The organism is Pseudomonas baetica, from assembly GCF_002813455.1.
Taxonomy (GTDB): domain Bacteria; phylum Pseudomonadota; class Gammaproteobacteria; order Pseudomonadales; family Pseudomonadaceae; genus Aquipseudomonas; species Aquipseudomonas baetica.
This window is the reverse complement of the sequence record NZ_PHHE01000001.1, coordinates 169,236-183,269: the sequence shown is the minus strand read 5'-3', so window position 1 is coordinate 183,269 and position 14,034 is coordinate 169,236. Positions and strand designations below refer to the sequence as shown.

Here is a 14,034-nt window from a genome sequence, read left to right as displayed (position 1 = left end):
GGAGAATCACACTATGAGCACCGAAAGTGCTTCGAGTCGGGGCCGTCTGCTACCGAGCCTGCTCGGCATTCTGCTTCTACTGATGGGCCTGGCCATGTTGGCCGGTGGGGTCAAGCTGAGCATGCTCGGCGGCTCGCTGTACTACCTGCTGGCCGGTATCGGCATCGCGCTGACCGGCATTCTGATGCTGCTGCGCCGTCGTGCGGCGCTGGGCCTGTACGCCATCGTGCTGTTTGCCAGCACCGTTTGGGCGCTGTGGGAAGTCGGTCTGGACTGGTGGCAACTGGTGCCACGTCTGGCGCTGTGGTTTGTCCTCGGCTTCGTGATGTTGCTGCCGTGGTTCCGTCGTCCACTGCTGCTCGCCGGCCCTGCGCCAATGGGCACCGGCGGTCTGACCGTGGCCGTGGTTCTGGCCGGCGTCACCGCTCTGGCCAGCCTGTTCACCCACCCGGGCGAAACCTTCGGCGAACTGGGCCGCGACACTGCCGACATGACCAGCACCGCGCCAGCCATGCCGGATGGCGACTGGCAGGCCTACGGCCGCAGCGAATTCGGCGACCGTTACTCGCCACTGAAGCAGATCACCCCGGAAAACGTCGGCAAGCTGCAAGAAGCCTGGCGCATCCAGACCGGCGACCTGCCGACCGCTGATGACCCGGTTGAGCTGACCAACGAAAACACCCCGCTCAAAGCCAACGGCATGATCTATGCCTGCACCGCGCACAGCAAAGTGCTGGCGCTGGACCCGGACACCGGCAAGGAACTGTGGCGCTTCGACCCGCAGATCAAGAGCCCGGTCGGCTTCAAAGGCTTCGCCCACATGACCTGCCGTGGCGTGTCGTACTACGACGAAGCCGCTTACGCCAAGTCTGAAAACGCTGCCTCCGCCGTAATTTCCGAAGCTGGCAAAGCCGTTGCTCAGGCCTGCCCGCGTCGTCTGTACCTGCCAACCGCTGATGCTCGCCTGATCGCACTGAACGCCGACACCGGCAAAATCTGCGAAGGCTTCGGCAAAAACGGCGTGGTTGACCTGACCCAAGGCATCGGCCCGTTCACCGCCGGTGGTTACTACTCCACCTCACCAGCGGCGATTACCCGTGATCTGGTGATCATGGGCGGTCACGTTACCGACAACGAGTCGACCAACGAGCCATCGGGCGTGATCCGCGCCTTCGACGTGCGCGACGGCCACCTCGTGTGGAACTGGGACAGCGACAAGCCAGACGCCACCGAACCATTGGCTCCGGGCGAAACCTACAGCCGCAACTCGGCCAACATGTGGTCGCTGGCCAGCGTCGACGAAAAACTCGGCATGGTTTACCTGCCACTGGGCAACCAGACCCCAGACCAATGGGGCGCTGACCGCACCCCGGGCGCCGAGAAATTCAGCGCCGGTGTCGTTGCGCTGGACCTGGCCACCGGTAAAGTGCGCTGGAACTACCAGTTCACCCACCACGACCTGTGGGACATGGACGTTGGCAGCCAGCCAACCCTGCTCGACATGAAAACCGCCGATGGTGTGAAACCTGCGCTGATCGCCCCGACCAAACAGGGCAGCCTGTACGTCCTCGACCGTCGTGACGGCACGCCGATCATCCCGATCAAGGAAATCCCGGTACCGCAAGGCGCCGTCAAAGGCGACTTCACCGCACCGACCCAGGCCCGTTCGGACCTCAACCTGCTGGCCCCGGAACTGACCGAAAAAGCCATGTGGGGCGCGAGCCCGTTCGACCAGATGCTGTGCCGCATCCAGTTCAAGGAACTGCGTTATGAAGGTCAGTACACCCCTCCGTCGGAACAGGGCAGCCTGATCTACCCGGGTAACGTTGGCGTGTTCAACTGGGGCGGCGTGTCGGTCGACCCGGTTCGCCAAATGCTGTTCACCAGCCCGAACTACATGGCCTTCGTTTCGAAAATGGTGCCGCGCGAGAAAGTCGCCGCCGGTAGCAAACGCGAAAGCGAAACCGCTGGCGTGCAACCGAACACCGGCGCGCCTTACGCGGTGATCATGCACCCGTTCATGTCGCCACTCGGCGTACCGTGCCAGGCTCCGGCCTGGGGCTACGTCGCCGGTATCGACCTGACCACCAGCAAAGTCGTGTGGAAACGCAAGAACGGCACCAGCCGCGACAGCTCGCCAATCCCGATCGGCTTCAACCTGGGCGTGCCTAGCATGGGCGGCTCGATCGTGACGGCCGGTGGCGTTGGCTTCCTCAGCGGCACCCTCGACCAGTACCTGCGCGCCTACGACGTCAACTCCGGTAAAGAGTTGTGGAAAACGCGTCTGCCAGCAGGTGGTCAAGCGACTCCGATGACCTACACCGGCAAGGACGGCAAACAATACGTGCTGCTCGTTGTCGGCGGCCACGGCTCGCTGGGCACCAAGATGGGTGACTATGTGATTGCGTACAAACTGCCGGAATAAGCTTTAGCGGCGGTAAAACAAAGGCGATGTCTCGTGAGGGACATCGCCTTTTTTGTGCACGCCATTTCTGCATACACCTGGAACCCTGTGGGAGCGAGCCTGCTCGCGAAGGCGTCAGCACATTCAACATCTACGGTGCCTGACACACCGCTTTCGCGAGCAGGCTCGCTCCCACAGGTTGAAAAGTGTTTATCTGTGGGAAATGTGCTCGTCCTACAGACGTTGAAAGTGGCGCGGAGTTTTCCGACAAGTCGCGTCGGTTGTGCCTCGGAAATTGGCTGGATAGGCTCTGGTGGTCGCTGCAAATTCAGCGAACGGGCGTCGCGGCCCGACTTCTGAGGCATAATTGCCGCCGCTTAACAGCAGCACCCCGAGTGCTTGTTTTATGGTGGCTGTACGCGGGATACCTTGGGGGTGTCAGAAATTTTGTGTTCGGGCATAACATGAGTAAGAGGTGCATGTATGCCAACCAAAAAGAAACCCCTGCGTGACCTACCAAAAATCCCCAAGGAGCTGCTCGAAGAGTTCGGTGAGGGGCTGATTACCGCAGAGGCTATTGAAGACGCTTCTGCGGCCTTCAAGAAGGCCTTGATTGAGCGAGCATTGAGTGCCGAGCTCGGTCACCACCTGGGGTATCCGCCGGGCGCGCAGCGCCCAGAGGATGAAACCAACCAGCGCAATGGCAAAACGGGCAAGACGATTTTGACGGGGGATGGCCCGCTGCGGCTGGAGATTCCCCGTGATCGGGATGGCAGTTTTGCCCCCATTCTGATCCCCAAGCATGAGCGGCGTTACACCGGTTTTGATGACAAGATCATCGCCATGTATGCCCGAGGCATGACCGTTCGAGAAATCCGCGCTTTCCTCTCTGAGCAATACGGGACGGACGTTTCCCATGACTTCATCAGCTCAGTCACGCACGAGGTGATGGAGGAAATTGGTGCGTGGCAACAGCGACCGCTTGAGCCGATGTACCCAGTCATTTTCTTCGATGCGCTGCGGGTCAAGATCCGAGAAGAAGGCCTTGTCCGCAACAAGGCGATTTACTTGGCGCTGGGTGTTTTACCCGATGGAACGCGCGATATTCTTGGTATCTGGATCGAAAACACCGAGGGTGCGAAGTTCTGGATGAAGGTCTTCAACGACCTCAAGACCCGCGGCGTAGAGGACGTGCTGATCGCCGTGACTGACGGTCTCAAAGGCATGCCAGAGGCGCTAAGCGCAGTATTTCCGGCAACAACGCTGCAAACATGCATCGTCCACTTGATCCGCAACAGCCTCGATTACGCGGCGTGGGACAAGCGCCGTGAGCTGGCCAAGGCGCTAAAACCGATCTATCAAGCCATCAACGCAGAAGCGGCTGAGGAAGCACTGGATGCCTTTGAAAATGGCCCTTGGGGTAAGCAATACCCAACGGTGGTGGCGGCCTGGAGACGAGCCTGGGATCGAGTGATTCCATTTTTTGTCTTCCCGCCTGCCATTCGAAAAGTGATCTATACGACCAACGCTATCGAAAGCATCAACGCTCAGCTACGCAAGATCATCAAGACCCGGGGCCACTTCCCGACGGATGACGCAGCGACCAAGCTGATCTGGCTTGGGCTGCGTAACATCACGGCAAACTGGGGCTCGGCGGCTCATGACTGGAAGAGTGCGATGAACCAATTTGCGATTCTGTACGGAGATCGATTTATCAGGCCGACCTGGTAAAACCCGGCCTGCCTGACGGCAGGCCATTACCGGCCCGCACACAAAAAATCTGACACTCTCACCCCCCCCAAGAACCTGGTCGGCCCAAAGGCCGCCAAGCCCAAAAGCGTGCCCCCTGTCAAAACCCTGAACACACAACCAGAAACACCCACCCCCATTGAAACCACCCAAACCCTGCCCCATCTAAGACCCATACCCCATTGCGCAGGTGCCCCATGAGCGACCAGCAAGAATTCCCCGATAATTCCGACGACTACACCGAAGCCAGCGAAGACCACATCGAACACACCGCCTCCGGCAAAGGCCTCGCCCTGCCCGGCCAGAACCTGCCGGACAAGGTCTACATCATCCCGATCCACAACCGCCCGTTCTTCCCGGCGCAAGTCCTGCCGGTCATCGTCAACGAAGAACCCTGGGCCGAAACCCTCGAACTGGTCAGCAAATCCGAACACCACTCCCTGGCCCTGTTCTTCATGGACACGCCTCAGGAAGACCCGCGCCACTTCAACACCGACGCCCTGCCGCAATACGGCACCCTGGTCAAAGTCCACCACGCCAGCCGCGAAAACGGCAAACTCCAGTTCGTCGCCCAGGGCCTGAGCCGCGTACGCATCAAGACCTGGCTCAAACACCATCGCCCGCCGTATCTGGTGGAAGTCGAATACCCGCACCAGCCCACCGAGCCGACCGACGAGGTCAAGGCCTACGGCATGGCGCTGATCAACGCGATCAAGGAACTGCTGCCGCTCAACCCGCTGTACAGCGAAGAGCTGAAAAACTACCTCAACCGCTTCAGCCCCAACGACCCGTCGCCGCTGACCGACTTCGCCGCCGCCCTGACCTCCGCCACCGGCCTGGAATTGCAGGAAGTGCTCGACTGCGTGCCCATGCTCAAGCGCATGGAAAAAGTCCTGCCGATGCTGCGCAAGGAAGTCGAAGTCGCGCGCCTGCAAAAAGAGATCTCGGCAGAAGTTAACCGCAAGATCGGCGAGCATCAGCGCGAGTTCTTCCTCAAGGAACAACTCAAAGTCATTCAGCAGGAACTCGGCCTGACCAAGGACGACCGCAGTGCGGACATCGAACAGTTCGAGCAACGCCTGGAAGGCAAAGTCCTGCCGGCGCAGGTGCAGAAACGCCTCGAAGAAGAAATGCACAAACTGTCGATCCTCGAAACCGGCTCACCCGAGTACGCAGTCACCCGCAACTATCTCGACTGGGCGACGTCCGTGCCATGGGGCGTATACGGCGAAGACAAACTCGACCTCAAGCACGCGCGCAAAGTCCTCGACAAACACCACGCTGGGCTTGATGACATCAAGGATCGCATCCTCGAATTCCTCGCCGTCGGTGCCTACAAAGGCGAGATCAGCGGTTCCATCGTGCTGCTGGTCGGCCCGCCGGGTGTGGGTAAAACCAGCGTCGGCAAATCCATCGCCGAATCCCTCGGTCGGCCGTTCTACCGCTTCAGCCTCGGCGGCATGCGCGACGAAGCCGAGATCAAGGGCCACCGCCGCACCTACATCGGCGCGCAGCCGGGCAAACTGGTGCAGGCGCTGAAAGACGTCGAAGTGATGAACCCGGTGATCATGCTCGACGAGATCGACAAGATGGGCCAAAGCTATCAGGGCGACCCGGCCTCGGCACTGCTGGAAACCCTCGACCCGGAGCAGAACGTCGAATTCCTCGACCACTACCTCGACCTGCGCATGGACTTGTCGAAAGTCCTCTTTGTCTGCACCGCCAACACATTGGATTCCATCCCCGGCCCGCTGCTCGACCGCATGGAAGTGATTCGTCTGTCGGGCTACATCACCGAAGAAAAAGTCGCCATCGCCAAGCGTCACTTGTGGCCGAAACTGCTGGAAAAGGCCGGCGTATCCAAGGGCAGCCTGAGCATCAACGATAGCGCGCTCAAGGCGTTGATCGACGGTTACGCCCGTGAAGCCGGCGTGCGCCAGCTCGAAAAGCAAATGGGCAAACTGGTACGCAAAGCGGTGATGAAGCTGATCGACGACCCGAAAGCGGTAATCAAGCTCGGGCCGAAAGACCTGGAGGCCTCGCTCGGTCATCCGGTGTTCCGCAACGAACAAGTGCTGTCCGGCACCGGTGTCATTACCGGCCTTGCGTGGACCAGCATGGGCGGCGCGACGTTACCGATCGAGGCCACGCGGATTCACACACTCAATCGCGGTTTCAAACTAACCGGGCAACTGGGTGATGTGATGAAGGAATCGGCAGAGATCGCCTACAGCTACGTCAGCTCGCACCTGAAACAGTTCGGCGGCGACGCGAAGTTCTTCGACGAGGCCTTCGTCCACCTGCACGTGCCGGAAGGCGCAACGCCGAAGGACGGCCCAAGCGCCGGTGTGACCATGGCCAGCGCCCTGCTCTCGCTCGCACGCAATCAAGCGCCGAAAAAAGGCGTGGCCATGACCGGCGAACTGACGCTGACCGGGCATGTGCTGCCGATTGGCGGGGTGCGCGAGAAGGTGATTGCGGCGCGTCGGCAGAAGATTTTCGAACTGATTCTGCCGGAGCCGAACCGGGGTAATTTTGAGGAATTGCCGGATTATTTGAAGGAAGGGATTACTGTGCACTTTGCGAAGAAATTTGCGGATGTGGCGAAGGTGCTCTTCTGATAACTCGATAGCGCCGGGTCTACCGCTTTCGCGAGCAGGCTCGCTCCCACAGGGTTGTGCAGTGAACACAGAAATTGTGAACACCGTTGCCCACTGTGGGAGCGAGCCTGCTCGCGAAGGCGTCAGTCCTGACACCCACCCCCCCTGACTGTCACACTTTGTCTCATCTTCAGTTATGCTCGCCGTTCGTCGTAAACGCCGGAGCCGCTGACACCATGTCCCCCACTCGCCTGTTTGTCCCCCTCGCCCTTTCCTTGCTGGCCGCTTGCGCCACGCAGCCGAAACACAACGTGACCGTGGAAAAACAAAGCGAATGCCCCGTCCAGCTCAGCAACGGGCAAAACCTGATTGTGACGCTGCCAAGCAACCCGACCACGGGCTACCGCTGGGCCATTCAGGATTCGGCAGGCGGTGTATTGCGCGCCCTCAGCCCCGAGGTCTATAGCAATCCGGAGGATGCTGGCGTAGTCGGCGCGGCGGGCGTATCGACCTGGCGCTTTCAAGCATTTGCCCCCGGCACCGGGCGTCTGCGCCTGACCTCGCAACAGCCGTGGGCGCCGGAAGTGTTGCCGGTGGAAACCTTTGACTGCGCCATTTCGGTGAACTGATCGTGGGCTGGCTGATCCTGGCGCTGATGGGCGCGGTGACTTTTCTCTACGGTGTGAGCACCCACGCGGCGCTGCTTTGCCTGTTGGTCAAACCGTTACCGGTGCTGGCGCTGCTCGGCTGGCTACACGACGCCCCGCCCAGTGACTATCGCCGCTGGATCAGCCTGGGTCTGATTTTCTCGCTGCTCGGCGACGTGTTGCTGGCATGGCCGGGGGACTTGTTTGTGTTCGGCCTCGGCGCGTTTCTGATCGCGCATCTGGCGTATCTGAAGGCTTATCTGAGTGACTGCAAGCGTCTGGCGGTGCTGCCCTTAGTGCTCGCGCTCGGTGTTGGCGCGGTCTTACTGGGGATTCTGATTTCCAGCGGTCTCGGGCCGTTGCTGATACCAGTGATTGTTTATGGCACCGCGATCAGTGCGATGCTCTGGCGCGCCCTCGCTCGCCTCGGCACCGATGTGCCGAAACGTTCGGCGCTACTCGCGGCGGGTGGTGCGCTGGCGTTTGTATTTTCGGATAGCGTGATCGGTATCGACCGTTTCGTCGCCCCTTTCCACGCCGCACCTTACGTCATCATCCTCAGCTACTGGCTGGGCCAATGGGGCATCGCGGCCTCGGCGTTCTCCCAGACTAAACGGATCTGATCGTTCCCACGCTCCGCGTGGGAATGCATCCTGTGACGCTCTGCGTCATTTGCGCAGGGACGCGGAGCGTCCGGGGCGGCATTCCCACGCAGAGCGTGGGAACGATCACCGGCAAAAAAACGCTTTATCAGACAACCCGCGCATCCCCGCGCCACTTTGGCTAAAATGCCGGCCTTTTCCACCGACACCGCCGGACACCGCCGTGAGCAAAGAACCCGATCGCATTTTCGCCCAGCCTTTGGCCCAGGTGCCTGACTTCGCCTTCAACGAAGACGTGGTGCGGGTGTTCCCGGACATGATCAAGCGCTCGGTGCCGGGTTACCCGACCATCGTTGAAAATCTCGGCGTGCTCGCTGCGCAATTTGCCCAGCCAAACAGCGTGCTCTACGACCTCGGCGCCTCGCTCGGTGCGGTGACCCAAGCGCTGCGCCGCCATGTCCGCACCGACGGTTGCCGGGTGATCGCTGTGGATAACTCGGCGGCGATGGTCGAGCGTTGCCGCGAATACCTTAACGGTCAGAATTCGATGTTCCAGGAGTTGCTGCCGGTCGAAGTGATCGAAGGCGATATCCTCGCGCTCGACTTCCAGCCTGCTTCTGTGGTGGCGCTGAACTTCACCCTGCAATTCATCGCCCCGGATCAGCGCACCGCGTTGCTCTCGCGCATCCGTCAATCGTTGCTGCCGGGTGGCGCGCTGATTCTGTCGGAGAAGCTGCGCTTCAACGATGCCGAAGAACACGCGCTGCTCACCGATCTGCACGTCGCGTTCAAACGCGCCAACGGCTACAGCGAACTGGAAATCGCCCAGAAGCGCAGCGCCATCGAAAACGTCATGAAGCCCGACAGCCTCGAAGAACACCGCGAACGCCTGCTGGCCGCCGGTTTCTCGAAAGTCGTGCCGTGGTTCCAGTGTCTTAACTTTGCCTCGTTGATTGCCTTGCCATGATTGATCTGTCCCCCCTCGCCCGCCGTCTGGCCGGTACACCGCTGGCCGACTGGGCCAACACCCTGCAAGCGCAACTCGACAAAAAAATGGAGAAAGGCCACGGCGATCTGGAGCGCTGGCAAAGTGCACTGGATGCGCTGCCGAAGATCCAGCCGAGCGAAGTCGATCTGCTTGACGGTCTGAAGCTCGACACCGATTGCGACGACGCAACCCGTGCGCAAATGCACACCGCGCTGATGGGCCTGTCGCCATGGCGCAAAGGGCCGTTTGATCTGTTTGGCGTGCATGTCGACACCGAATGGCGTTCGGACTGGAAGTGGTCGCGCGTCGCCCCGCATCTGGATCTGAAAGGCAAACGCATTCTCGATGTCGGTTGCGGCAATGGTTACTACATGTGGCGCATGCTCGGCGCCGGCGCGGACAGCGTGATCGGTGTCGATCCGAACTGGCTGTTCTTCTGCCAGTTCCAGGCTGTGCAGCGTTACCTGTCGGAGCCGAATGCCTGGCACCTGCCGTTCCCGTTTGAAGACCTGCCACCGAACCTTGAAGGTTTCGACACGGTGTTTTCCATGGGCGTGTTCTACCACCGTCGCTCGCCGATCGAGCATTTACTGGCGCTGAAGGATTGCCTGGTCAAGGGCGGCGAACTGGTGCTGGAAACCCTGGTGGTCGAAGGCGACAAGCATCAAGTGCTAGTGCCGGAAGATCGTTACGCGCAAATGCGCAACGTGTGGTTCCTGCCGTCGGTGCCGGCGCTGGAGTTGTGGATGCGCCGCGCCGGTTTCACTGACATTCGTTGCGTCGATGTCAGCACGACAACGGTCGAGGAACAGCGCGGCACCGAGTGGATGAAGTATCAGTCGCTGAGTGACTTCCTGGATCCTGAGGATCACAGCAAGACGATCGAAGGACTGCCGGCGCCGATGCGGGCGGTGATCGTCGCGAAGAAGTAGTCCGATCTACCCTACAAAGGAGATCCTCCTGTGGGAGCGGGCTTGCTCGCTCCCACTTTGGGGTTGGTGTTTATTCAGTGGCTTTGGCTCGGCGAGCCCGGAAGAACTCGGTCAACACCGCGCCACACTCCTCCGCCAGCACCCCGCCCTCATACAACACCCGATGATTCAAAAAGCCCTGGGTAAAAAACTGTCCCTGGCTCTGCACAATCCCGGCCTTCGGCTCCAGCGCGCCGTACACCACGCGCGACACTCGAGAATGCACGATCAACCCCGCGCACATGCTGCACGGCTCCAGCGTCACGTACAGCGTGCTGCCCGGCAGGCGATAGTTGTTCACGGCTTGCGCAGCAGCGCGGATCGCGACCATTTCTGCGTGGGCGCTGGGGTCGCTTCCGGTGATCGGGCAGTTGAAGCCACGCCCGATAATCTCGCCATCCTGCACCAGCACCGCGCCCACAGGCACTTCGCCGAGGGCTGCGCCTTGCGCGGCGAGGGCCAGGGCTTCGCGCATGAAATCACGATCACGGCTGCGGTCGATGATCGCCGCGGGGCGAATCTGGCGCATCACTTCACCTCGATGGCGGCCATCAGGCCGGTTTCCATGTGGTCGATCACGTGGCAATGGAACATCCATACCCCCGGGTTATCCGCCACCAGCGCCACTTGCGCACGCTCGTTCTTGCCCAGCAGATACGTGTCGGTGAAATACGGAATGATCTTGTGGCGGTTCGACGCAATCACCTTGAAGCTCATGCCGTGCAGGTGGATCGGGTGCTGGTACTGGGTCATGTTCTTCAGTTCGAAAATATAGCTCTGGCCCAGTTTCAGGCTGGCAATCGGTCGATCGGCGCACGTCTTGTCGGTGATGTCCCAGGCCTTGCCGTTGATCTGCCACAGGCTCGGCGGCCTGCCGTTGTCGACGTTGACCGACACCGAACCGACCCATTCGAAATTGAAGTTGAGTTTCTCGGCATTGGCCAGATCGGGCTCGGCCACCGGGTTGGCCGGCAGCGCGGGCGGCCACTCGGTCGGTGCATCGGAGTTGGCCACTGAACGTAGCGTACCCAGCCGTACCGGACCGTTGCGCAGCGACAGTTCTTCGCCCGCTGCCGGGGCCTTGATCGCCAGGCAAATACGCATGCCCGGGCCGAGCCAGTATTCCTTGCCCAGCGGCCGCGGTTCGACCGGGTTGCCGTCCAGCGCATAGATCTGCGCTTCGACACCGGGAATGTTGATGCGATAGGTCAGCGTGTTGTCGAGATTGAGCAGACGCACGCGGGTGATCTGCCCGGCCGGCAAATCAATCACCGGCAACGGCACGCCATTGATGGTCGACAGGCGTCCCGCCGTACCACCGCGCGCGGCTTCACGGGGAATGCTGAACTCGACGAAATTGCCTTCCTCGTCGATGTGCCAGTTTTTCAGGCTAAGGGTTTTTTCGTATTTGAAACCGGTCGGCTCGCGCTCTTCGATGATCAACGGCCCGACCAGCCCGCGCCCCAGCTCTTCGCTGCTACTGACGTGCGGGTGATACCAGTAGCTGCCGGCGTCGGGCACGCGGAATTTGTAATCGAAGTATTCGCCCGGCAACACCGGCAGTTGCGACACGTACGGCACGCCGTCCATTTCCAGCGGCAGGCGAATGCCGTGCCAGTGAATGGTGGTCGCCACCGGCAGATGGTTGATGAAGCGCACCCGCAGCCATTCACCCTGACGCACACGCAACTCGGTACCCGGCGCCGACGGGCCGAACGCCCAGGCTTCGGTCTTGTGCCCCGGCACCAGCTCAACGTCCAGCGGCGCGGCGATCAGCTCGTAGTCGTGACCAGCCTCAGCGTCAGCCATTTTGCCCAGCCAGTAACGCGACGCGCCCCCCGCTCCCACGCCAACGACAACAAGACCGGCCAGGCCACCGAGGATTTGGCGACGGGTAAAGGACATGAACTCAACTACCTCACGTATCAGCGACGGGCCCGCAGACCCGTAAAGGGCGAATACGATACACCTGCAATTGCGAAACAGTAAGGGTGACCCGGGGCCGCACAGGGCGAAAAATCACTTGCAGAGCGTACTGGCAATTCTCCAATAGGGGGGGTTGATGTATGGATAAAATAGTGGCACTTTGATCGCAACCCTTCATTGGATCCAAATAAAAACACAAGGACTGTGCATGCCTGCATACCCGGGATGGCTCGACAGGGTAATCGACCAAGTGGTCAACGACCCAATTAACGCCGACTGTCGAACTACAGCCGATACGTATTTGGGATGGCCGCGAGACACGGTTTTTTTTGAAGTCATTAAGGGTGGACAAGCTAACTTTGATGCCCCTCAAAAAAAACTCGCAGGCCCGGACAAAGCTCTTCTTTATGCAAAATACAACCAAAGTCGACATCTGGATGAACTCAGATGTGCTTTCGACCAGCTCTTCAAAACCTCGGTTTTGAGCAACCGCCCGACGGTAATCGATCTCGGCTGCGGCCCATTTACTGCGGGCCTGTCTCTGGCTTCGGTGCTGGGACCAGAAAAGATGTTCCGTTATTACGGCGTGGATCGGTATGAATCCATGCTCTCTCTGGGAAACCAGATGGCAGATGCCACAAAGGCCCAAGGCGCTCTGCACCCTCAAACGCACCTTCAGTTCACCGACGATCTGTCGGATATCGACTTCGGAGCCGTGCGAGGTGAACTCACTATCTTCGTTGCGTCGTACCTGCTTGCCAGCCCAACTCTGGATCCGGAGGAATTGGTTGCTGACATCCTTGCCGCTCACAAGCGCATAGGTCCTGGTCCATGCGCGGTGCTCTATACCAACAGTTCAAGCCCAAAAGCCCGGGAAAAATTCCCTGCGTTCAGTGACTCCCTGATCGCCGGCGGTTTTCAGTCCTTTCGCGAGAAAGTCGAGCGGTTTGAGCTCACGCGTAACCCTAAAGATCTTCATTACGCCCTCTTCTTCAAGAGTGCGACAAATTAAATTTTCAGAGATGATCGTTCATGAAACTCCCGCTCTTAGATGATTTGATCGACGAACAAATGCAGATTTACGATGCGCCACCGGATAGGAACTTGTTTGTACTGGGGCCACCAGGTTCAGGAAAAACGACCATGGCCGTTCACCGCACCCAATATCTGAGAAATCTGAAACGTAGTGCTGTACTCATTACCAGAAATAGAATGCTTGCTGCACTTGCGGCTCAGTTGGGTAATGGGACCGTCGCGACAAAAACTATGAGCACGTTCTTCACCACAGACTTCTTCACTCGATTCAATTTCGCCGCCCCTCAACCAGTCAGACCTTTTCACTACGATTGGCCTGCCGTGATGGCACAGTATGAGGCTGCGAATGTTGAGCCTACGCTTGACCATCTGATCATTGATGAAGGTCAAAACTTACCCGCTGAATTCTACGCGTGGGCAGTGCGATACGGCGCAAAAACCGTCACTGTTTTTGCCGATGAAGATCAAACCACGGATAGTCAGCGAGCCTCTATTCAGGATATCCGCAATGCGCCGATGCCTAATCCAGTAAGGCTGAAGGAAAACCATCGGAACACCGAAGAAATTGCGTGGGTCGCTGAACACTTCCATCATCGCGCCAATACATTGCCACCCGGCATTATCCGACGCGGACGCGGAGGCTCGGTACCACGCCTCGAACCTATTTCCAGCTGGGCGGATGCTGTGAGCTTGATCGCCAATGGTTACCGTAACCGAGGTGGATCAATCGGTGTGATCGTACATAAAGTCAAAGATGCCCAGACGCTGCAAACGCTTTTGCAGGCTGCGTTGCCTCCTGATACACGAGTCGATGCTTACACCCACGAGTCTCCTAGGGGCAGCGAGCATCGAATTAAGCTGATGACGCCCGGAATTACTGTTCTGACAAGCCTCGCGGTGATTGGCCTTGAATTCAATGCTGTCTACTTGCAAGATCTCTTTCGCTCAACTCCGGAAAGCCTCACCGATGAGCAAAGACGCCTGTACATGCTCTGCGCGCGAGCACGGGATCACCTCACCATTTTCAACGGTCTGCCTCCTTTGACTCAGCATCAAATCTCCCGATTACCCGCTCCGAACCTTTTGAACAGATGATTGCGAAGCCGCAGGCG

11 protein-coding genes are annotated in these 14,034 nt (G+C 59.4%); 9 read left to right on the top strand and 2 right to left on the bottom strand.

All coding sequences use genetic code 11. The features are described 5' to 3' along the window. The first annotated feature begins 13 nt into the window (after positions 1-13). From ATI02_RS00850 to cmoB, 7 genes are all read left to right on the top strand, one after another. A complete protein-coding gene (locus ATI02_RS00850; RefSeq protein WP_100845180.1) occupies positions 14-2,425 on the top strand; it encodes a glucose/quinate/shikimate family membrane-bound PQQ-dependent dehydrogenase in 2,412 nt (803 codons plus the stop codon). A 462-nt stretch (positions 2,426-2,887) separates the two neighbouring features. After that, positions 2,888-4,135: an IS256 family transposase gene (locus ATI02_RS00840; protein ID WP_095191982.1), complete on the top strand. Its 1,248-nt coding sequence runs from the start codon at positions 2,888-2,890 to the stop codon at positions 4,133-4,135. 215 nt (positions 4,136-4,350) lie between these two features. Continuing rightward, positions 4,351-6,774 (top strand): endopeptidase La, encoded by a 2,424-nt coding sequence (lon, locus tag ATI02_RS00835; RefSeq protein WP_100845179.1) that lies wholly within the window; start codon positions 4,351-4,353, stop codon positions 6,772-6,774. A gap of 215 nt (positions 6,775-6,989) precedes the next feature. After that, positions 6,990-7,382: a protease inhibitor I42 family protein gene (locus tag ATI02_RS00830; RefSeq protein ID WP_095190506.1), complete on the top strand. Its 393-nt coding sequence runs from the start codon at positions 6,990-6,992 to the stop codon at positions 7,380-7,382. A gap of 2 nt (positions 7,383-7,384) precedes the next feature. Then, entirely contained in the window at positions 7,385-8,023 is a 639-nt protein-coding gene (locus ATI02_RS00825) for a lysoplasmalogenase (RefSeq protein WP_170947295.1), read from the top strand. 202 nt (positions 8,024-8,225) lie between these two features. Further along, entirely contained in the window at positions 8,226-8,969 is a 744-nt protein-coding gene (cmoA, locus tag ATI02_RS00820) for a carboxy-S-adenosyl-L-methionine synthase CmoA (RefSeq protein ID WP_095190508.1), read from the top strand. Continuing rightward, positions 8,966-9,922, top strand: coding sequence for a tRNA 5-methoxyuridine(34)/uridine 5-oxyacetic acid(34) synthase CmoB (gene cmoB, locus ATI02_RS00815; RefSeq protein WP_100845178.1), 957 nt, complete (start codon positions 8,966-8,968; stop codon positions 9,920-9,922). The genes cmoA and cmoB overlap by 4 nt, the downstream gene beginning before the upstream one ends. Before the next feature lie 70 nt (positions 9,923-9,992). Here cmoB and tadA read toward each other — a convergent pair whose 3' ends face one another. Together tadA and ATI02_RS00805 are read right to left on the bottom strand one after the other, a co-directional pair. After that, the gene (tadA, locus tag ATI02_RS00810; protein WP_095190510.1) at positions 9,993-10,490 is read right to left on the bottom strand and encodes a tRNA adenosine(34) deaminase TadA; all 498 of its coding nucleotides are present in this window, start codon (positions 10,488-10,490) and stop codon (positions 9,993-9,995) included. Beyond that, positions 10,490-11,866, bottom strand: a complete 1,377-nt coding sequence (locus ATI02_RS00805; protein WP_100845177.1) for a multicopper oxidase family protein — start codon at positions 11,864-11,866, stop codon at positions 10,490-10,492. Before ATI02_RS00805 ends, tadA begins: the two co-directional genes overlap by 1 nt. Positions 11,867-12,095: 229 nt before the next feature. On the opposite strand from ATI02_RS00805, the gene ATI02_RS00800 reads away from it, so the two are divergent. Both ATI02_RS00800 and ATI02_RS00795 read left to right on the top strand, forming a co-directional pair. Then, the gene (locus tag ATI02_RS00800) at positions 12,096-12,899 is read left to right on the top strand and encodes a small ribosomal subunit Rsm22 family protein (protein ID WP_100845176.1); all 804 of its coding nucleotides are present in this window, start codon (positions 12,096-12,098) and stop codon (positions 12,897-12,899) included. 20 nt (positions 12,900-12,919) lie between these two features. After that, a complete protein-coding gene (locus ATI02_RS00795; RefSeq protein WP_100845175.1) occupies positions 12,920-14,017 on the top strand; it encodes an AAA family ATPase in 1,098 nt (365 codons plus the stop codon). Positions 14,018-14,034 lie beyond the last annotated feature (17 nt).